The 19,570-nt window shown below is 68.5% G+C and carries 15 protein-coding genes, 1 tRNA gene and 1 other RNA gene; 6 read left to right on the top strand and 11 right to left on the bottom strand.

Annotated features, from left to right (window positions below):
- Positions 1 to 121: 121 nt before the first annotated feature.
- The 9 genes from GKS42_RS22075 to GKS42_RS22035 all read right to left on the bottom strand — a co-directional run bounded on the left by GKS42_RS22075 (position 122) and on the right by GKS42_RS22035 (position 10,121).
- The gene (locus tag GKS42_RS22075; RefSeq protein WP_154795777.1) at positions 122 to 349 is read right to left on the bottom strand and encodes a hypothetical protein; all 228 of its coding nucleotides are present in this window, start codon (positions 347 to 349) and stop codon (positions 122 to 124) included.
- Between the two features lie 390 nt (positions 350 to 739).
- A complete protein-coding gene (locus GKS42_RS22070; protein ID WP_154795776.1) occupies positions 740 to 1,246 on the bottom strand; it encodes a DUF4238 domain-containing protein in 507 nt (168 codons plus the stop codon).
- Between the two features lie 2,038 nt (positions 1,247 to 3,284).
- The gene (locus GKS42_RS22065) at positions 3,285 to 4,019 is read right to left on the bottom strand and encodes an ABC transporter ATP-binding protein (protein WP_168217951.1); all 735 of its coding nucleotides are present in this window, start codon (positions 4,017 to 4,019) and stop codon (positions 3,285 to 3,287) included.
- 60 nt (positions 4,020 to 4,079) lie between these two features.
- Positions 4,080 to 4,481, bottom strand: a complete 402-nt coding sequence (locus GKS42_RS22060) for a hypothetical protein (RefSeq protein ID WP_154795774.1) — start codon at positions 4,479 to 4,481, stop codon at positions 4,080 to 4,082.
- A 324-nt stretch (positions 4,482 to 4,805) separates the two neighbouring features.
- On the bottom strand, positions 4,806 to 5,168 hold the full coding sequence (locus GKS42_RS22055) for a DUF4913 domain-containing protein (RefSeq protein ID WP_232847794.1): 363 nt from the start codon (positions 5,166 to 5,168) through the stop codon (positions 4,806 to 4,808).
- A gap of 90 nt (positions 5,169 to 5,258) precedes the next feature.
- Positions 5,259 to 6,704 (bottom strand): type IV secretory system conjugative DNA transfer family protein, encoded by a 1,446-nt coding sequence (locus tag GKS42_RS22050; protein WP_232847793.1) that lies wholly within the window; start codon positions 6,702 to 6,704, stop codon positions 5,259 to 5,261.
- Between the two features lie 331 nt (positions 6,705 to 7,035).
- Positions 7,036 to 8,202: an ATP/GTP-binding protein gene (locus GKS42_RS22045; protein ID WP_154795772.1), complete on the bottom strand. Its 1,167-nt coding sequence runs from the start codon at positions 8,200 to 8,202 to the stop codon at positions 7,036 to 7,038.
- A gap of 457 nt (positions 8,203 to 8,659) precedes the next feature.
- Positions 8,660 to 9,805, bottom strand: coding sequence for a tyrosine-type recombinase/integrase (locus tag GKS42_RS22040; protein ID WP_168217950.1), 1,146 nt, complete (start codon positions 9,803 to 9,805; stop codon positions 8,660 to 8,662).
- A gap of 228 nt (positions 9,806 to 10,033) precedes the next feature.
- Positions 10,034 to 10,121: transfer RNA gene (locus GKS42_RS22035), tRNA-Ser, on the bottom strand.
- A 226-nt stretch (positions 10,122 to 10,347) separates the two neighbouring features.
- On the opposite strand from GKS42_RS22035, the gene GKS42_RS22030 reads away from it, so the two are divergent.
- From GKS42_RS22030 to GKS42_RS22010, 5 genes are all read left to right on the top strand, one after another.
- Positions 10,348 to 11,685: a hemolysin family protein gene (locus GKS42_RS22030; RefSeq protein WP_154795770.1), complete on the top strand. Its 1,338-nt coding sequence runs from the start codon at positions 10,348 to 10,350 to the stop codon at positions 11,683 to 11,685.
- Positions 11,686 to 11,788: 103 nt separating this feature from the next.
- Positions 11,789 to 11,885, top strand: an RNA gene (gene ffs, locus GKS42_RS22025) — signal recognition particle sRNA small type.
- 109 nt (positions 11,886 to 11,994) lie between these two features.
- A complete protein-coding gene (locus GKS42_RS22020) occupies positions 11,995 to 15,120 on the top strand; it encodes a DNA polymerase III subunit gamma and tau (RefSeq protein ID WP_154795769.1) in 3,126 nt (1,041 codons plus the stop codon).
- A complete protein-coding gene (gene recR, locus GKS42_RS22015) occupies positions 15,120 to 15,725 on the top strand; it encodes a recombination mediator RecR (RefSeq protein WP_154795768.1) in 606 nt (201 codons plus the stop codon). Before GKS42_RS22020 ends, recR begins: the two co-directional genes overlap by 1 nt.
- Entirely contained in the window at positions 15,718 to 16,296 is a 579-nt protein-coding gene (locus GKS42_RS22010) for a DUF5063 domain-containing protein (RefSeq protein ID WP_154795767.1), read from the top strand. The genes recR and GKS42_RS22010 overlap by 8 nt, the downstream gene beginning before the upstream one ends.
- A gap of 116 nt (positions 16,297 to 16,412) precedes the next feature.
- Here GKS42_RS22010 and GKS42_RS22005 read toward each other — a convergent pair whose 3' ends face one another.
- On the bottom strand, positions 16,413 to 17,507 hold the full coding sequence (locus GKS42_RS22005) for an ABC transporter permease (RefSeq protein WP_154795766.1): 1,095 nt from the start codon (positions 17,505 to 17,507) through the stop codon (positions 16,413 to 16,415).
- Positions 17,504 to 18,550: an ABC transporter ATP-binding protein gene (locus GKS42_RS22000; protein WP_154795765.1), complete on the bottom strand. Its 1,047-nt coding sequence runs from the start codon at positions 18,548 to 18,550 to the stop codon at positions 17,504 to 17,506. Before GKS42_RS22000 ends, GKS42_RS22005 begins: the two co-directional genes overlap by 4 nt.
- Positions 18,551 to 18,703: 153 nt before the next feature.
- Here GKS42_RS22000 and GKS42_RS21995 point away from each other — a divergent pair, with 153 nt between their 5' ends.
- A complete protein-coding gene (locus GKS42_RS21995; RefSeq protein ID WP_154796901.1) occupies positions 18,704 to 19,522 on the top strand; it encodes a sulfite exporter TauE/SafE family protein in 819 nt (272 codons plus the stop codon).
- Positions 19,523 to 19,570 lie beyond the last annotated feature (48 nt).

Raw genomic sequence — 19,570 nt, 5'->3', positions numbered from 1 at the left:
CGGAGCCTTATTGGCTGACCGAACGAGGGCAACTCCACTCTGTGGATTACACAGGGTTATCCACAGCCTACGGTTGCGCCGAGGAGATGCCTTGTCGTGCCCGATCTACCGGGCCCCTGGCTCAGTGCTCGCTGGACGACGGGCCGTCCGCTGGGCTGCCCTCTTGGAGAGCGAAGTCTGTGAAGACCTTCGTGCGCTCAGTGAGCTCGTCAGCCATGCGCTGAGCGACTGCCAGGACGTCCGGCTCGGACTTAGGCTCCTTCGGGCCGCCGCCCGCACCTGGTTCGGCGTGCGCTGTGAGCCACCGGCGCTGCACGCTGTACGTCGGCGCCAGGACCTCGTAATGCATGAGGAACTGCGGTAACTGGCCGTTGCTCAGTTGCTTCTGCGGCTCGGCGTGGGCGAGAGGGCTGTGATCGGGATGGTGAAATACGTGTCTAACGGCTTAGTCGATCATCATCGAATTGAGTCCGATCCCATGCCCGCCATGGAGTTTGAAGTGGTGGTCTTGACGCGACGCGATCGCCGGTTAGATGCCTGTGTCGCCAGGCCAGGCAGGTAGAGACAGCGATGAGGGTCGAGCGGGAGGTAGAGGTCCCAGTACATCGCGGCAGCCATCTGATCCTGTTCGTCCTGGCCATTGAGGAGCAGGACGGGCGCATCGCCTGTGAGCAGACACAGGTCGCTGAAGCCAACCCCCCCCACGGGCGGTGGAATATCGCTCCCGTCAGGGGAGCAATCAGGTTGGCGATGTATCGAATGTGAAGGTTCGCGTGGTCGAATCGAGTTGGCATTTCCTCGACGCTCTGGTGATCTTCTTGATCTTCAAGCAGACGTCGTCGTGGTCGGACAGTTCGTAAGAGCTGGGCGGCGATCCACCACGAGAGCACAAGTTTCGTCTCGCGTCGGGGTGGCCATTGCCGGGCAGTGCGTCGTCATTCGGCCCTCTTCCCGCGTCGAGGAGCCTCGGGAAGGAAGATGTGGCGTTCGCCTCGATGCCCGTGAAGAACTCCTCCAGATCATGGTGGGGCACGCCAGCAACGTCTGTACCCCAGTAGAATCCGCGCTCTACCGCGATATCGTTCACGCCAGTTCTGAACTGTCGCGACAAATCGGGGGTCGCTGCCACCAACTCGGCTCCATGGGAGGTCATCCTGCCGAACCGTTTCAGGTACATCCGCGGCACGTGGTGCTCGCGTGTGTCCGTCTTTTGCCTTGCAGTTTCGCTGCGCCCTCCGCCATCCATCTGACCGCTTTGACATCAACTTCTCTCGTTGGTCAGGCAGTCTGTACCGCTAGCGCTAGTAAGGTCTCGCACCTCCAAATGGTGTTCGGCGTGGTCGCGTGACTAGACGCTCATGCCGGTACCGGTGGCTTCGGAGCGACATTGAGAAACGGGGGTGGCGATGATCATGTCTGGAGAAGTTGCGAACTCATAACTGCCGCAATCTGCGAATACCTAAACTCGGAAATGCGAAAAGTGCAGTATAGGCAATGCACCCACCCGCGGCAAGCCACGGATCAAAACGGGTCGGTTCCCCAAATGCCAACAATGCCCATGGTTCAACAGCCCCCTCGAACGATACACCTACGAACATTACGGTGCCCAAATAGGCTGCGAGGAGCGATAGTGCCACGTAGTAAGACGCCAAGCGGACAGTAATGCTCAATCCGACCGAAATGAGCAGGGCATTGCGAAGGGACGGCCACGCCTGGACGTTGGGCCCTGACGATACTACGAAAACGCACATTGCCGCGACCCCGGCGAGAACGAGTGCAGAAAGAGATCGGTATAGGGCAAGGCGCCGGCCCGACCGCATCTCGAGATCCAGATCTCGAGGCTTAATTAGCACTGCAAGAAGCAGGCCGCTTGAAATAGCATAGACGTCAGCAACTGAGAGATCAAGACTGGGCCCTCTCATCTGAGGCGTGCCAGTCGACCAATGCCCCGCTTCGTGTAGGATCGCTGCAAGTATGGCTAGCGCGAGGACTGCCATATCGAGCGAGCGCCTCCGAATCCAGACTGCCATAGGGCGGATTCTATCCACAATGCTCGGCGCGTATGGAATCCACGGACAGTCCCCCTGCGACTCCTGGAGAGTCCGCACGACCGCCTAGTTCGTCAACGAACAAGCCCATCATTTCTGAGAATGCGGCTCCATAACCCGGTGCGTCGACGCATTGAGCGAGCATCGCAGCAACGTAAACCTCCGCTATCGCCAAGCGTAGTTCGGTTACCGTCGGAACAGGGTTGAAAAGTTCTAAACTACGGTCTTCAGGTCCCTCTAAATCGATACCGACCTGCATAATGCGCAACCTTTGAGAGTCCGGTTCCAGGCGCTGGGCCACGAGATACACGGACTCCTCCGCGGTCACCCAATCGCTAAGCCGTGCCTCCTGGGATTCCCAAACACAAACGTGTCCACTCGCGGAAGCGCATGCGACTCCTCCAGGATTCATACGAGCGAATCCGTTCGGCGTCCACGGGATGATAACGGCAAGCCCGAAAGCCACGGTAGCCAACGTGGCGGCCGTGGCCATCCATAAGGGCAGGTTCGGCCGTCTCAAGCGCCGTGACACTATAATGCAAGCTGCCGCCATACAGGTTGCCGCGACCCCTAGAACATAACCGACGAGTGCCAAGATTGGCACAACGTTCGGCACTAGGACGGGGTCCCAAGATTGATCGATGTATGGCGCGACAATCTGCTGGAGTTGTGGCATCGACGAGAGGCCTAGGACGCTGCTCGAGAAGAGGGTAGCTGCGTACGGTAACGGAGCGAGTATCGCCGCACCGGCAGCGTGCAGGAGTAGCGCTCCGAGTACGAGACCGAAGGTGTAGGAAGCGAGGACTGACGACGAAGCCAGTAGTACGAGCGGCCATATGCCCATCGCGATGCCGCCGCCTATGAGCAAAGTCCGGAGTAGTGCGGCCGCGGCGGCGATAGACAGCCCGGCCGTGAGCCAGATGAAATCTCCGAGTACACGGTAGGAGACCAACGTAAGAACGCTCCGGGACGAGCGTCTATAGATGGCTGTGCTGTCCGTTGCTAGAGACCGACCACTCAAATAGCCTGCGATGAGGGCGAGGCAACCAGCAATGGCGAAGCCGAAGACGGTAAGGTACAAGCCCGTGTTGTTCGGACGGCCGACCCAAGTTGTGTCCAGAGGGCCCGAAGCGAACGCGATCGCTGTGCCAGCGACCGCGATTAATGAGGCGGGAACCGCGGCGGCCGACGTTTCCACATGAATCGTCGTTGCACGTACTACTTCGCTAGGCGATGTCACAGAAAGTCTTCAGGATCGACGGATGCGCCGGCAGGTGACTTGGCCATTGTCTTTAGGGTGCCACCGGCTAGGTGATATATCGTGCAGGCCGACTTCGTCATCTCGCTGAACTCGTGTGACGCGATGATCATTGTCGCCCCGTCCTTAACCTGGGTATCAACGACGCGATGAAACCTCTCGCGGGCGGAGACATCCAGACCGGAGGTTGGCTCATCAAGGAGAACCAATCGAGGACGGTGTGTGAGCTCTACGGATAGGCCGAGGCGTCGCTGCATTCCTCCCGACAACTTCTTTACACGAGTGTCCCGTTGGTCAACTAGGCCAATCTCCGCGAGGAGTTCAGCGGCGCGTCGCTGGGTTTCCGAGGCAGCCACCCCGTGCATCCAGGCGCCGTAGGCGAGGAAGTCCTGGGTGCGGGTCTGCCCTTTGGTGACGTAGTCCTGGCGGAGGTACCCGACGCGCGAGTTCATTAGGTCCCGATCTCGGAATATGTCGCCACCGTCCATGATGGCGCGCCCCGAATCGGGTCGGAGCACTCCGGAAAGCAACTTCAGGAGAGTGGACTTTCCACTGCCGTTTTCGCCGACTAGGTAGTTGATCGTCGCGGGCTCAAAACTTGCGGAGCGCAAGTCAATTACCGCTGCCCGGGTCCCGCTATATCGAAATGAGACGTTCTCTAGACGTAGCGCTGCTAGCGGAAGCGCCTCGGAACTATCGCTTCGCTCGCTCACAACTGCCAAAAGGACTATCCATCCGCTCGTTCGCTATCTCCGTCGGCATACCGGCAATTGTTAGTTGTGGGCGCTCAGGCGCACAGTAGCGTCATAATTGGCGATGTAGTTTCCGAAGACGGTGGTGGTTCCGAAGTTGAGAGGTTGACTTACGGACACCGATCCGCCGGTGTTCATCCGATCCACACGGATCAATGACTGAGTAGGCTGGAGTGTGCGGTACCGGCGGTAGTCGCTCGCGAAACTGAATTGGACTACACTCTGATAGGTCGTGTAGGTCGACGTTCCGGTCAGGCTCACGCTCCTCGGCGTGAGAATTGTCTGCCAAGGTGAGCCGCCGTCATAGCTGAAGTTGCCCGAGCCGATGGAGTACGCGCTTGCTGCTGCGTGTCCTCCCAGCACCGATGCTGCGATGACCGACGCGATCCCCATCTTGGCGAGCGAGCGCTTGAAACGTGACATCCCCGACCCCTTTGTTTGGTGTTTGTAAGGACCGTAGGGGCTCATGGAGCCGGGGTCAAGGGCTCTTTGAGAATCGCGCGGTCTCGTCGGGGACGCGTCACCCCGCCGCACGCCGACTCCTTGTCGCCATGCCACAGGACCAGGTACGCCCTCCAGAGGGGCGGTTTCGTCACCCGTCTCGGCCTCAGTGCCCCAACCACCCGGGGGACGTCCCGAGGGGCGACTTCGGCGAGTTGACGTTCATCCACTGCGCCTGCGGGACCTCGGCAAAGGCCGGGTCGATCCAGTTCCCACACTGCAGCGCGAGAGATTGCCGACTTCATGTCAGATCTGGCTCGCTCCGGTGGTGCCAAGTACGCGCGCGTCCGGGAACATGCCCTCGGGGGGTGCTTCGTAGGGCAACGGCGCGCCGATGTCGGATCTGTTCTCGTCGCCTCTGACCCCCATGAACGGTCCGTCGGGATCGAGAAGCACGGCCATGTGGTGGTCTGCGTGGTCGCGCCACCAGACGCTCATTCCGGTTGCCGCGTCGAGTCGTAGATGTTCCCACGCACGCCAAAGGGCCTCGAGGCGGATCACCGCCTCGTCGTACTCCCACCAACGCGCGGCCCACACACGGCCGTTGCCGTTGCCGGGGATCCGGCGGCGGTAGACATTGCGCAGGTGTTCGCGCACGAACTGGTCCACGGAGCCGTAGTAGAGCGTGGGCGCAGAATCGGTAGTAGCGATCGTCGATCGCCGCCTGGCTGGTCGGTTCGTCGTCTTCGGCCCAGTCGCTCACGAGGCGTCCTCGACGATCGGAGCCGCGGCGACGGAGATCAGTTCCTGGTCCGCTGTGGCGATCGTTTGCTCTGCTTGTGGGTCGTGCGCCGTGATGGAGGCTCGCACGTCGTCGGCGTGCGGGCCGGTCATCCAGGGTTGGGTTTGGATGAGGGTCGGGCGTGAGCCGGCGCCCAGTACGACCGCGCGGCCCTTGGGCAGCGCGGCAAGCTCCGCGATGTCGAGGATACGTTCGCGGTGGAGTTGGTAGTTCACACCGCGGCCGCCGCGGCCGGTGGACAGGGTCGAACCTTGACGGTCGTAGTCACCGATGAGGCGGGAGATGTCCTCGAGGAAGGCGACCTCGGAGACGTTGCCGCCGTAGACCTTCACGTTCGCCGCGGACCAGAGTTTCTTCATGCCCGACTCGCCCCAGACATCGACGCCTTGCGACCAGGACTGCAGGACGGTGTCGAGCACGATCCCGCGGGATCCGTAGTGGGAGTACAGGTTGGGCAGTTCGCGCCACCGGCAGACGTTCGCGGCCTCGTCGAGTACACCGACGAGGGGTGTCGTGAGTCGGCCGCCTGGTGAGCGTGCGGCGAGTTCTTCTGCGGCTTCGACGACCGCCATGGTGAGGGCGGTGAGGAGCGGTCCGGCGGTGCCGCGGCCTTCCTTGGAGAGTGAGTACAGCGTTCCGCCATCGCGGACGAATGCTGCTGGGTCGAAGTGCGGGCGCACGCCTTGGCGGGTGACCCAGGCCGCTACGGCGCGGTTGGTCAGGCAGGAGGCCATCTGTTGGGCTGTGCCGTAGACGCCGCCGCGCTGTTTCTCCGGTGCTGCGATGATCCCGGCCACTTGGTGGGCGGTGAGGGTGAAGTCGTGCCGGCGGAGGATGTCGACGGCCTCTTCGTCGGTTGGACTGGTGAGCCACGCGTAGACGTCGGTGATGGGCCGTTCGTCGAGTGCCGCGGCGAGGAGGAGTCCGGCCAGGAGGTCCAGGCCGGCGGAGTCGAAGTAGGCGTCGGCGCGTGCCCCGGGGTCGCGGGAGCCGGCGGCGAAGTGCTCGGCGAGTTTGGCTGCCTTCACCTCATCGGTGACGTAGCTGAGGGGGTCCCACCACCAGGTGGGTTCTTCGTTGACGATGCCCTGTGGGTCGAAGACCCAGATTGGGCCGCTGTCGGCGCGGACGTCGCGGGTGGCATCGACGACGTCGCGTTTGTTGGATGTCGCGAATACCGCTCCGGGGGCGGCGAGGATCTCGGGCACCACGATCGAGGTGGTCTTTCCTGTCCGAGGTCCTGCGATGGTGAAGCGCATGTCTTCCCACGAGCTGAGGAGCGGCTGGCTTGTCGAGACGGTGATGCCGATCGGCAGACCGGGCGAGGAGACATCCCCGAGTCGCTTGGCGGTCGACCGCGTACTTTTGAGACTCAGGGCCTCGACGTCGCGGCCGCGGCCCATGTAGGTGGCTTTCTCGTCGCCGCGCGCGCCGGCGCCTTGAGCGGGCGACGAGGATCAGGACCAGGATCGCCACGGCGACTAGGACCGCGCCGAGCGCTATCGCCACGGCGGTGCCCTGCTCTGGCCAGGTCACCGCGCCGTTGAGGAGGCCAAAGGCGACGGCGAAGGGGTTTCGCCGGCAAGCCGGTCGCGGTGCCGGCGATCCGGTGTCCTAGGTGCACCCCGCCGTAGACGACGGCCGTCGCGACCAGGACGAGGATGATCACTACCCAGAGCAGGGTCGTTTCGGCGCTGAGGCCGCCGGGATCGCGGCGGCGATTCGTTGGGGTGCTCATGCGGGCCGCCTTCCCAGGTTCCACCGCTTGTTGGTGTTGTGCAGGCCCTGCTCGACTGAGGTCAGTGCGACGTTCAACGGGATCCCGGGGCGACCACCCACTTTGATAAGGAACTTCCCTCGTCCAGGCGGTGGTGAGGCTTCCATGTCGGCCGAACTGCCCCATGATGTTGGGGTTGTCCAGGAGGTGAGTAGGTCCTGTTCGGCGCGGGCGAGTTTGATCGCGCCGGAGAGTCTGGGCATCTCGTCCTCGGGCAACGCCCCGAGGATCACCATGCCGGAGCGTTCGACGAAGCCGCGCGCCTTCTTCTGGTCGAGCTCGGGCAGAGCTGCGAGCTCGGGCAGAGCTGCGAGGTCGGACATGGTGTGGGAGATCATCACCTGGCCGACGCCCTTCTGGCGGTTGAGCCGGGTGAGTGCGTCGACCCGGTCGACCATGCCTTCGCCGGCGCGCAGTGCCTGCCAAAGCTCGTCCATCACGATGAAGTAGCGCCGCTGCGGCTCCAGGCCGGAATCGGCGAGGGCGTTGGCGATGTTCACCGCGCCGAAGCCGTAGGACCAGCACGACAGCAGTGCTGCGGCCTTGACGTCTGCCTGTGCCTCACCGAGTGAGGACACGTCGATTACAGCGGGACGGTCCAGGTGCAGCGGGGTGGTGGTGTGCCCGGAGAACATGTCCCCGAACGCGGCACCGGAGGTGAACCCGACCAGGTCCACCTCGATGTCGCGGGTTATCTCCTGGTAGCGGTTCTTGTCGCCGCGGTCGACGGCGACCGCGCGATCCGATTCGGGTCCGTCTTGGATGACTTTGAGCAGGTCACCGAGGACCGGGTTCCGGTCGGCGGTGTCGTCGAGTACGTGGAGAGCGCGGTCGAGGATCTGCACGGAGATCGACTCAGGTGGCCGTTTGCGCCAGATGTTGGAGAGGGCCACGACCATCTCCAGGCGGCGCTGGTGCGGGTCAGCGAGGACCTCGATCTGGGCCTGCCCGGTCAGCCGTGCTGCCGCGGCGTTGGCTTCTCCGGGGTCGAGGATGTTGATCTTGGCCCTGCCTGGCCCGTTGCGGACTACCTGCCCACCGAGCGCTTGGACGAGGTCGACGTAGTCGGGTTTGAGGTCGCCCAGGACCAGCGGCATGACCCCGTAGCCGGTGAGGCCGAGCACCAATCCGGCGGACCAGGGTGGACTTGCCGTAGGCAGGCAAGCCCATGACTAACGCGGAGGGGTTGTTGATGAGGTTGCCCCGCTCGAACCAGCTGATCGGGTCGCACCCGACCGTGGCGCCGGTGTGCAGGTGATGCCCGAGGGGCACGCCAACGACGGGCGCCCCGGACCCGGCCGCGCCGGGCCACAGCCCGCACACCTGCACGGAGGTCCCGCGCGACTCAGCGAGGGCTTGCACGTAGGTGGACACGCCGCCACCGCGGCCGCGTCAACCCCGCGGGCCGGGCCTGCGGGTGGGTGTGGTGGGAAGCGCCCCGTCGAGGGCTCGTACAGGAGCCGAAGAGCCCCGTCGGAGTCGCTGTACTCGCTCAGCCTCGAGGCAGCGCAGACTTCGACGGGCAAGGGGTAGCCGGACGCCGACGCCGCAAATGGGCAAGGGGTTCTGGCACCCGGGCAACTAGTCCGCCCGGCCACCGGCGGCCGCCCCAATCATTACAACCTCATCCAGCCGAGCAGTCAACTCCCGGTCCCGCTGCGCTGAAGCGTGCTGGTACTTCAGCGCCACCGAGACATCCGTGTGCCCGCCGCGCTCCAGCAGGTCCGCGAGCGTGGCGCCCTGGCGTGCGTACTCAGTCAGGCCGGTGTGTCGCAGGCTGTGAAACCGGAACGAGTCACGCCCTGCCACCTTCCGCGCGACTCGCCAGTGGGTGTCGAACGAGGTCTGCGAGACCCGCCGCCCACGTCGGCTCGGCGGCGTGAACACCGGCCCGTCGGGTCCGGGCGCGGCGTGGGTGTCGAGGTGCTCGCGCAGCACCGGCAGTAGGGTCGCCGGGATCGCGACGCTGCGGGTGCTGCCTCGTTTGGGTTCGGTCAGTCGCACGGCCTTGGTGTTCCACTGCCGCCGCACGTGCAGGATCGCGCGCTCGGGATCGTCGAGGTGCTCCAGGTCGCGGCGTTCCAGACCGAGCACCTCTCCGAGCCGCAGGGCGCACCAGGCCGCCAGCAGGACCGCCGCGCCCAGGTGCTCCGGCATCGCCGCGGCCATTGCTGCCACCTGCCCGGGTGTCGCGATGTCGCCGTCGGGCTCTGCCGGCCGGACGGGGGTTTGCGAGGGTGCCTCGGGGAAGGCGAAGGAGGCCAGGGCGATGTCGGGGCGCTTGATGGCCCCGTTCAGGCACGAGCGCAGCACCCTCGCCGCGTTCGGCGCGACGCCGTTCGCTCGCGCGCCGGGGTGCCGCTTCGACGGCTTGGCCCGGAGTGTCGCGAGGTGGGCGGCGACCTGCCCGGGTGTGAGGTCGACCAGCCGCGTCGCCCCGAGTTCGGGCAGCACGTGCGTGCGCAGCACCGACCGGTAGGACAACACGGTCGAGGGGGAGCGCTCCGGGTTGGCGGCAAGACCGTCCAGCCACTGCTCGGCCCACTCAGCGAGCGTGAGGGCATCGGTCTCGGCCCTCACCTGCGCGGCGCGCCGCTCGGCCCGAATCTGGGCGGGCGGCACGAACGTGCCCCGGGCGCGCTCACCCTTGGCTATGTCGAGTGCCGCGCGGGCATCGCCGAGCGTGTCGAAGACGCCGAGGGCATGGGTGGTGCCGTCGACGTTCAAGCGCACTCGGTAGCGGTCTCGGTACCGTGTGATACCGCGAGGCAGGGCTCCGGCGACCATCGTTGGACCTTCCGCGGACGCTGTCACACGGGCAGTCTGTGACAGCTGTGTGACAGAAATTTTGCCACAAGAGGCCCATTCGTGCCTATCCCTGCACATCGCGACTCGGGCCAGAAACCGCAGGATCCCGCCGGAAACTGGTGTTTCTGGCGGGATCCTGGGAACTGCTGGCGGAGGATGGGGGATTCGAACCCCCGAGGGCTTGCACCCAACACGCTTTCCAAGCGTGCGCCATAGGCCACTAGGCGAATCCTCCTGGTCAGGCCTCAAAGAGGATACCCGAGTTGGGGCACCGCTCCGAACCGATCGGAGTGAGCCGCAGCACAGCCGGACCTATGGAGGTTGCGCCGGTGGGGCCGCTGACGGTTGCATGGTGACATGGACGACCCTCCGCATAGACGATCCCGACCACGACGAGTCCCGGCAGCTCCCGGCCGCCGCGCAGACAGCGCCGCCCCACACGCCAGCCGAACGGACGCCTGATGGACGGCGGCACGCTCGTCAGTTTCGGCCTCGTGCTGTTGTTCATCCTGATCGGCGGGCTCTTCGCAGCCACCGAGATCGCGCTGGTCTCGCTCCGGGAGAGCCAGATCGACCAGCTCGCCGATAAGGGCGACCGCGGTGCCCGGGTGGCCGCCGTGGCCCGCGACCCGAACCGGTTCCTCGCCTCCGTCCAGATCGGGGTCACGGTCGCCGGGTTCTTCTCCGCCGCGTACGGTGCGTCCACGATCGCACCGGACTTCGTTCCGACCCTCGTCGGCTGGGGCATGCCCGAGTCCGTGGCGAGCACCGTGTCCCTGATCGTCATGACGCTCGTGATCGCCTACCTGTCCCTGGTCCTCGGCGAACTGGTGCCGAAGCGGTTCGCGCTGCAGCGTTCCACCGGGGTCGCCCTCGGCGTCGGCCCGCTGCTGGACCGGTTCTCGACCCTGATGCGACCCGTGATCTGGCTGTTGTCGGTCTCCACCAATGCCGTCGTGCGGCTCTTCGGTGGTGACCCGAACGCCAAGAACGAGGAGATGACCGACGAGGAACTGCGCGGTCTGGTCATCGCCCACGAGGGTCTGCCCGAGGACGAGCGCCAGATCCTGCGGGACGTGTTCGACGCGGGCGAGCGTTCGGTCAGCGAGGTGATGCGGCCCCGCCACGAGGTCGCCTTCCTCGACGGTGACCTCGGCATCCGCGAGGCGACCCGGTTCATCGCGGACCAGCCGTACTCGCGCTATCCCGTCATCGGCGACGACTTCGACGACATCCTCGGTTTCGTGCACGTGCGGGACCTGTTCCTCGCGGACGTCGCCACCCTCGCCGGCGACGACGAGGAGATCCCCGCGACCGTGCGCCCGGCGCCGACCGTCCAGAAGGTCCGGGACCTGGCCCGCGAGGTGGTGGTGCTGCCGTCCACTAATGCCCTGCTGCCGTCGATGTCCATCATGCGCCGCGCCCGCATCCACATCGCGGTCGTGATCGACGAGTACGGCGGCACCGACGGCATCGTCACGCTGGAGGACCTCGTCGAGGAACTCGTCGGCGAGATCCACGACGAGCACGATCTCGAACTGGCCGGCGCGCCCGCGCCCACCGAGGACGACGGGCTCATCGACGCCGGGCTCAACCTGGAGGACTTCGCCGAGCGCGTCGGCTTCGAGCTCGCTGATGAGGGTGACTACGAGACCGTCGGCGGGTACTTCCTGGACCGGCTCGGCCGGGTTGCGAAGGTCGGCGACGTCGTGCCGGCCGGCGACCACGTCCTTGAGGTGGTCGAGATCGACGGCCACCGGATCGTCTCGGTGCGGGTGCACCGGACCGAGTCCGGCTGAGCCGGTCGGCCGAAGGCCGATGCCTGACGGCGGATGGTCGCCGTCGCCGGTGTCGCCGCCTTGGGCGGTTCGAACCTGTGCGCAGGTCCAGTTAGACTGGACGGCAGACCCCCCGTGTGGCGTCATCCCGCTGAACCCCCCCAGGGCCGGAAGGCAGCAAGGGCAGGTGGGCTCTGATGGGTACGCGGGGGGTCCTTCACGTCCTCCGAGGGCCTCCGGTGAGGCCGGGTTGTGTCGGTACGCGCCGGGATCGGGCCGGCCGGACACAGGCGAGTGTGCGGTGTCGGTGCCGCCGCCTATTGTGATCGGGTGAGCACCGCGCTGTATCGCCGCTACCGGCCAGAGACGTTCGCCGACGTGATCGGTCAGGAGCACGTCACTGAGCCCTTGATGGCTGCCCTGCGGGCCAACCGGGTGACGCACGCGTACCTGTTCTCCGGGCCTCGCGGCTGCGGCAAGACGACGTCCGCCCGGATCCTGGCGCGCTGCCTCAACTGTGCCCAGGGACCCACCGATACCCCGTGCGGGACCTGCGACAGCTGCGTGGAGCTGGCCCGGGGTGGCCCCGGCAGCCTCGACGTCGTCGAGATCGACGCCGCGAGCCACAACGGTGTCGACGATGCCCGTGAGCTGCGCGAGCGCGCCGCGTTCGCCCCGGCCCGGGACCGGTACAAGATCTTCATCCTCGACGAGGCGCACATGGTCACGACGCAGGGCTTCAACGCCCTGCTGAAGCTCGTCGAGGAGCCGCCGGCACACGTGAAGTTTATCTTCGCGACCACCGAGCCGGACAAGGTCATCGGCACGATCCGGTCCCGGACCCACCACTACCCGTTCCGGCTCGTCCCGCCCGAGCAGCTCACCGCCTACCTGGAGCGGCTGGCCACCGCCGAGAACATCACCGTGGCCTCCGGCGTCCTGCCGCTCGTGGTCCGCGCCGGCGGTGGGTCCGTGCGGGACTCCCTGTCCGTCCTGGACCAGTTGATCGCCGGCGCGGACGACGGCGAGATCACCTACGAGCGGGCCGTCGCCCTGCTCGGGTTCACCCACGGCGCGCTTCTCGACGACGCGATCGACGCTCTCTCCGCGCGGGACGGGGCCAGCCTGTTCCGGGTCGTCGAGCGGGTGATCGACTCCGGGCACGCGCCGCGACGGTTCGTCGAGGACCTGCTCGAGCGGATGCGCGACCTGATCGTGGTGCTCGCCGCCGGCGAACAGGCGGGCACGGTGCTGCGGGCCGTCCCCGAGGACCAGTTGGAGCGGATGCGGGTGCAGGCCCAGCACCTCGGCCTGGGCGCGCTGTCCCGGGCCGCGGACCTGGTGAACCTCGCGTTGACGGAGATGATCGGAGCGACGTCGCCGCGCCTGCAGCTGGAGCTGCTCTGCGCCCGCCTGCTCCTGCCCGCCGCGGACGACGGCGTCGACGGCTTCAACGCCCGGCTGGACCGTCTGGAGGGTGCGCTCAGCGGCGGAGCCCCGCTGGCTCCGCGTGGGCCGGCGCTCCCGCAGCCGCAGTCATCCGCACCCGCCGAGGCGCCCGCTGCGGCCGAGGCATCCGCTGCGGCCGACCCTGCGCGGCCACAGGAGCCGGTCCCGACCTCGGACCCGTCAGCGCAGCCCGCACCGACACAGCCTTCTCCCGTGGGTGGTGCAGCCGATCACGCCGCCGGCGGCGACCGGTCGGGCGTACCCGCGGCGCATGCGCCGGGCGAGCAGGCGGACCACGGTTTGTCCACCGGAGCAACGGACGCCGCGCCCCACGAGCCAACGTCCGACGCCCTCGACTCCGAGCCGGCAGCATCCGACAGTCACTCGACCGAGCGAGCTGGATCCGGCTCTGCTCCTGAGTCGGAAGCACCGGACCGGCCGGTTGTCTCGGCGGCTCCGGCCGCGCCACAGGCCGCCGCCACACCGCCTCCAACCGCCACGCCCCCGGCCGCGGCGCCCGCTGCCGAGGCCGCGCCCGCCACATCCGCCGGGATGACGGCCGAGCAGGTCCGCCGGCGCTGGCCCGAGGTCCTGGAGACCCTGACCAGGATCAAGCGCACCACCTGGGCTCTCATCTCCCAGGACGCCCAGGTCGTCGACCTGACCGCGACGCACCTCGCGCTCGGGTTCTCCACCCCGGGGCTCGCCTCGGCGTTCCGCAACGGCAGCCACGGTGAACACCTTCAGCGTGCGCTGTCCGAGACGCTCGGCCTGTCCGTGCGCATCGACGCCGTCGTCGCCGACGGCAGCGCTCCCGCCGGTCAGTCCGGCGCCCAGTCCGGCGATGCAGGCCATGACCCGGCCGACGCTGGTGCGCCCACCGGTGGTCAGACCCCCGGCAACGACGCGGTGAGTCGCGCCGAGGCCGACTGGGGTCGACCGGCTGCGCCTGCAAGCCCACCCCCACCGGCGAATCCAGCCCCGGCGAACCCGGGTGCCCCGGCGAACCCTGCTGCACCTGCGAACCCGGGTGCATCGGCGAACCCCGCTGCGTCTGCGAACCCGGACGCGGGGGCGAGTCCGGCGGCCGGCTCCCCAGGCGCCTCGCCGGGGCCGGTCTCCGCAGGCCCCGCCTCGCCGTCGGCCTCGCACGGGTCCGCTGCTCAGGACGCGAGCAACCGGGCGGCCGAGCCGTCGGCACGGTCGCAGCCGTCCGCCGGCTCGGCGACCCAGGCCTCGGGCGGCCGCGCACCAGCCGGGCCGTCCGGCTCCGGAGACGGCGAGTCCGACGACCCCGAGCCGCCCGCCCGGGCAGGCACCACCGCCCCCGCGGCCGACGCCGCCACCGGCGGTTCCGCCCCGGCCGAGGCTGCTACCGGCGGTTCCGCCGCGGACGACGACTTCCCGCCCCCGCCCTGGGACATCCCCGGGGACGACGCGGGTTCGAGCGCGGGTGGCGCGACCAGCGCTGGAGGCCCGAGCGCCACCGGAGGCAGGAGCGCCACCGGAGGCACCGACAGCACAGGTGGTCCGAACGACGGTCGTGGCACCGATGAGGATCCGCCGTCCGGCGGCACCCGGCGCGAGCGTGGCCCCGGCGACCGGCCGCCGTCGGCCGGCGGCGCGGCACGGACGGCGCCGGACGACGACATCCCCCCGGCCGAGCCACCGGACTTCGACGACGGTCCGCCGCCCGAGCCCTACCGGGGTGGGCGCGCCTCCACGCCGCGCAGCTCGGCACCGGGCCCCGCCGCACCCACCGGTGCCGGCGCGCCCGGCTCCGCCCGGGACGCCGCGTTCGCGGCCGCCCGCGCCGCCCAGACCAATGGCGCCGGCCCGCGGGGCGGCGACCGGCCGCCGTCGGGCCCTGCGGCATCGATCGACGAACCCGACATGTCGGACCCGGACATCGAGTCCTCCGGCCTCATCGGCGCGCCGCTCGTGGCGCGCCTGCTCGGCGGCACCGTGATCGATGAGATCACCGAGACCACGGACGGACAGCCCTGATGGCCGCATACGAGGGAATCATCGCCGACCTCATCGAGGAACTCGGCCGGCTGCCCGGCGTGGGCCCCAAGAGCGCGCAGCGGATCGCGTTCCACATCCTCGCGGCCGACCCGGCGGACGTGCGGCGCCTCGCCCACGTGCTCACCGAGGTCAAGACCAAGGTCCGGTTCTGTGAGATCTGCGGCAACGTCTCCGAGGACGCCCAGTGCCGGATCTGCCGGGACCCACGCCGGGATCCGGCCATGCTGTGCGTGGTCGAGGAGGCCAAGGACGTGGTCGCGATCGAGCGCACCCGGGAGTTCCGCGGCCGCTACCACGTGCTCGGCGGCGCCATCAATCCGATCGACGGGGTGGGACCGGACGACCTCCGGATCCGGGAGCTGATGACCCGGCTCGCCGACGGCGCCATCCAGGAGATCATCATCGCCACCGACCCGAACGTCGAGGGCGAGGCCACGGCCACCTACCTGGCCCGGATGCTGCGGCCGATGGGGCTGACCATCTCCCGCCTGGCCTCCGGTCTGCCCGTTGGTGGAGACTTGGAGTACGCCGACGAGATCACGCTCGGCCGGGCGTTCGAGGGACGGAGGAGCATCGATGTCTGAGAACCACGGTCTGGATGCCGACCTGCTGGTGCTTGCCACCGCGACCGCCGGGGTCGCCGAGCGATTCCTAGACACCGTCCGCGAGGTCGCCGCCGGGGTGAGCCCGGACTCCTCCATCCCGCTGCTGCTGCTCGCAGTCTCCGATCTCAGCGCCGCCGGTGCCCGCCTCGGCGCGATCGTGGACATCGTCCCGGCCGAGCGGTTCGAGCCCGACGACGGACCCGAGGGTGACCTCGAGCCGCTCCGGGTGTCTCTGGCGAACGTGCTGGAGGGCATCGACGAGTACACCGAGGTGGCGGACCCGCTGGTCAGCCCGGAGGTCAGCGCCGGCGCGCTGAGCAATGACCTGTCCGACATCGCGCAGGCCCTGAGCGTCGGGCTGGCGCACCACCGGGCCGGGAACCCGTCGGAGGCGCTGTGGTGGTGGCAGTTCTCCTACCTGTCGGCCTGGGGTGAGCGCGCGGCCAGCGCGATGCGGATCCTGCTCAGCCTGATCTCGCACCTGCGCCTGGACGTGGACGACGACGTGGCCGGAGAGGCCGAGTTCGACGCCCTGCACACCGGGGGCTGAAGCCCCGGCGCTTCCGCGGAAGCGCCGAGCACAGGAGAGCGGGTGCGCGGACGCACGCCGATCGCGACGGCGCGCCGATCGCGGGCGCGCACGGGTGAATGCGCGCGTCGCGAAGGCTATGCCACCCGCGTGCCCCCCGGCAGGGTGCGGTAGGGCACCTTGAGCCGGCGGATCGCGACCGCGAGCCCGGCTGCCCCGAGCAGCAGGTTCGCGCCCAGCCCCCACGGCCAGACCGGCGTGCCGTGATCGACCTCTGGGGGCGCTTGACTCTCCCACCAGCATTCCTGCACGACGTCCGGCGGGCCGTTGCGCATCTCGTTCGTCGCCGCGCGGATCGCCTCGAACGGGCCCGAGTCCTCCGGGTCGAGGCCCGGCTGGGCGCCGGTGTCCGCGAGGATCACGAACGGGTTGATCGCGAGCAGCCACCAGGTCCGCTCGGTGTGGCTGACCTCGCGCTCGGCGGTGAAGGTCTCGCACCCGCTGTTCTCCCCGTCGGCCGGGGGACCCTGGGCGAGGCCGTAGACCTCGACCTGCTCCGTGGTGGTCACCGCCGGGAGCGTCAGCACGAACAGGATCGGCGTCAGCACCGTGAGCGAGGCGACGGCGATGTACGTGAGCACGCTGGAGCCGGCGGTGCGTGCGGTGAGCGCGGAGAACCCGAGCCCGATCGCGCAGACCACGCCGAGCATCAGGGCGAGCACGGCCAGGGACAGGAAGAACCCGCCCACCGTGGTGCCGCCGAGCAGGGCGCTCCAGATCAGGAACGGCAGCGAGACCACGAGGAACGCCAGTGCCGCGGCCCACCCGGCCAGGAGCTTCCCGACGGCGATGTCCGCCGGCGAGAGGAGCGTCACCTGCAGGATCGCGAGGGTGCCGGCGCTGCGGTCACCGTTGATCGCCGTGGACGCGAGCGTCGGCGCCACCACCAGGCCGAGGCCGAGCACGAACATCAGGACCAGGCCGAAGGCCCACTTGGGGTCGCCGCCGAGGGACGCGAACGCCCCACCGATGAGGACGCTGACCAGGCCGACCAGGGCGAACCAGACCGCCAGGGCGACCCGCCACCGCGTGGACCTGATCCGTTGCCGCAGTTCCAGCACCGCGATCGTACGGACCCCATGCCAGGAGATCGCGTGCGCCGCGGTGTCGGGAGCCGGCGATCCGCCGCCGGGGCCGCTCGGTTCCAGGGGAACGGTGAAGGTCGTCGTCATCGTCGGTCCGTATCCAGGGAGAGGTAGGCCTGCTCGAGCAGACCACTGACGGGGGCGAGCGAGACCACCGGAACCCCGGCTCCGACCGCTGCGGCGAGCAGCGCCGCAGCAGCCGCGTCGTCGGTGAGATCCACGAGGACCGAGCCCCCGCCGTCGGGCGCGTCGGTGTCCGGGACGAGAGTGATCCGTGCCTCGAACGCCCACTGCTGCAGCGCCGGGCCGTCGAGGGAGCGCAGCCGCCACCGGCGGGTCCCGGCACCGGCGTGGAGCTGCTCGGCGCTGACCGTGCGACCACGGGAGAGGAACACCGCGTCGTCGACCATCTCGTCCAGCTCGGCGAGGACGTGGGAGGAGATCAGCACGGTGGTGCCCGCGGCAGCCAGGCCACGAAGCAGGGAGCGCATCTCGATCCGGGAGCGCGGATCGAGCCCGGACGCGGGCTCGTCGAGGAGCAGCACGTCGGGGGAGTTGATCAGCGCGCGCGCCATGCCCAGCCGCTGCTTCTGCCCGCGCGAGAGCGTGTGCGCGGGCGCGGTGGCCAGGTCGTCAAGGTGCACCGTCCTGAGCAGGTCCCAGGCGCGGTCGCGACCCTGCTCCCGCCCCAGCCGGTACGCGCCGGCCATCGTGGTGAGCACCTCGAACGCGGTCAGGGAGTCCCAGGTGCCGAACGCGTCGGGCATCCAGCCGATCCGGGCCCGGGCGGTCGCCGACGATGCGGGATCGGCCCCGGCCACGAGCACCGAACCGTGGTCGGGGGTGAGCAGCCCGGCGAGGATCAGCAGCAGCGTCGTCTTGCCGGAGCCGTTCGGGCCGATCAGCGCGGTGACCGATCCGGGCCGTACCGCCAGGTCCACGCCGGCCACGGCCCGTACCGTGCCGAAGGAGCGGTGCAGGTCGCGGGCCAGGATCGCCGGCCCTGCCGCCGCAGCGGCCGGTGCTGCTGGCGAGCCGGACCCCAGGGGCGGCGGACCCGTGTCCGCCGGGGTCGCGGTGGGGCGTGGAGGGGGCGGCGGCTGGCCGCCCGCCGGCTGCGGTGTCGACATGCCCATACGCTAGGGGCCGCCGATCCCGTGGACACGCCGGATCGGCGGCGTGCCCTGCGTGGGTCCTGTGTCCGGATCGTGTGCCCCGCGGTTCGGACCGGCTCGGCGGCGGGCGAGCGGAGGTGGTAGACCTGCTCCGTGCCCGACGCCCCGATGCTCGCCGATGCCACGATCACCCTCCCGGGGACCGGTGGCCTCGAACTGACGCTCGGCGTGATCGCGCTGCTCGTGCTGGCCGGGTTCGCGGCCGGCTGGGTCGACGCCGTGGTCGGCGGCGGCGGCCTGATCCAGCTCCCGGCCCTGCTGCTGTTCGTCCCGGACATCACCGCCGTGCAGGCTCTGGCCACGAACAAGGTCGGCTCGATCATGGGCACGTCCACCAGTTCCATCACCTACTACCGGCGGGTCCATCCGGACATGCGAACGGCGGCGCCGATGGCGATCGCCGCCTTCGTCGCGGCGGTCGGCGGCGCGGCGCTGGCCTCGAACATCCCCGAACAGGCCCTGCGCCCGATCATCATCGTGGTGCTGATCCTCGTCGCCATCTACACCGCGGCCAAGCCCAAGCTCGGGGCCGTGACGGACCTGCGCTGGAGCGGGAACCGGCACTACGGCGCGGCCGTCGCGCTCGGCCTCGCGATCGGTGCCTACGACGGGCTCCTCGGCCCCGGTACCGGCAGCTTCCTGGTCATCAGCCTGGTCAGCGTGCTCGGCTACGCCTTCCTGCCGGCGAGCGCGCTCGCGAAGATCGTGAACTTCGCCACCAACCTCGGCGCGCTGGTGTTCTTCGTGCCGTACGGCGCGGTGCTCTGGGGGATCGGGATCGTGGTCGGCGCGGCGAACATCCTCGGCGCCTACCTCGGCGCCCGGATGGCCGTGGCCAAGGGCAGCGGGTTCATCCGGATCGCGTTCCTCGTGGTGGTCGCCGCCCTCATCATCAAGCTCACCTGGGACGTCGTCAGCGGCAACTGACGGTTTCGGGATGCGGACGCAAGCGTGTCCACCCACTGGTCCGATCTA

Origin of the sequence: Occultella kanbiaonis (assembly GCF_009708215.1) — a bacterium.
Taxonomy (GTDB): Bacteria; Actinomycetota; Actinomycetes; order Actinomycetales; family Beutenbergiaceae; genus Occultella; species Occultella kanbiaonis.
Note: the sequence above shows the minus strand (reverse complement) of the source record. Positions and strands in the feature narration are given on the sequence as shown.

Bases quoted from the DNA above. Each gene is read 5' to 3' on its own strand.
- GKS42_RS22070 (WP_154795776.1), bottom strand. From the start codon at position 1,246: ATGGATGGCGGAGGGCGCAGCGAAACTGCAAGGCAAAAGACGGACACA.
- GKS42_RS22060 (WP_154795774.1), bottom strand. From the start codon at position 4,481: ATGTCACGTTTCAAGCGCTCGCTCGCCAAGATGGGGATCGCGTCGGTC.
- GKS42_RS22000 (WP_154795765.1), bottom strand. From the start codon at position 18,550: ATGTCGACACCGCAGCCGGCGGGCGGCCAGCCGCCGCCCCCTCCACGC.
- GKS42_RS21995 (WP_154796901.1), top strand. From the start codon at position 18,704: ATGCTCGCCGATGCCACGATCACCCTCCCGGGGACCGGTGGCCTCGAA.
- GKS42_RS22010 (WP_154795767.1), top strand. From the start codon at position 15,718: ATGTCTGAGAACCACGGTCTGGATGCCGACCTGCTGGTGCTTGCCACC.
- GKS42_RS22075 (WP_154795777.1), bottom strand. From the start codon at position 349: ATGCATTACGAGGTCCTGGCGCCGACGTACAGCGTGCAGCGCCGGTGG.
- recR (WP_154795768.1), top strand. From the start codon at position 15,120: ATGGCCGCATACGAGGGAATCATCGCCGACCTCATCGAGGAACTCGGC.
- GKS42_RS22050 (WP_232847793.1), bottom strand. From the start codon at position 6,704: ATGGGCCGCGGCCGCGACGTCGAGGCCCTGAGTCTCAAAAGTACGCGG.
- GKS42_RS22030 (WP_154795770.1), top strand. From the start codon at position 10,348: ATGGACGGCGGCACGCTCGTCAGTTTCGGCCTCGTGCTGTTGTTCATC.
- GKS42_RS22005 (WP_154795766.1), bottom strand. From the start codon at position 17,507: ATGACGACGACCTTCACCGTTCCCCTGGAACCGAGCGGCCCCGGCGGC.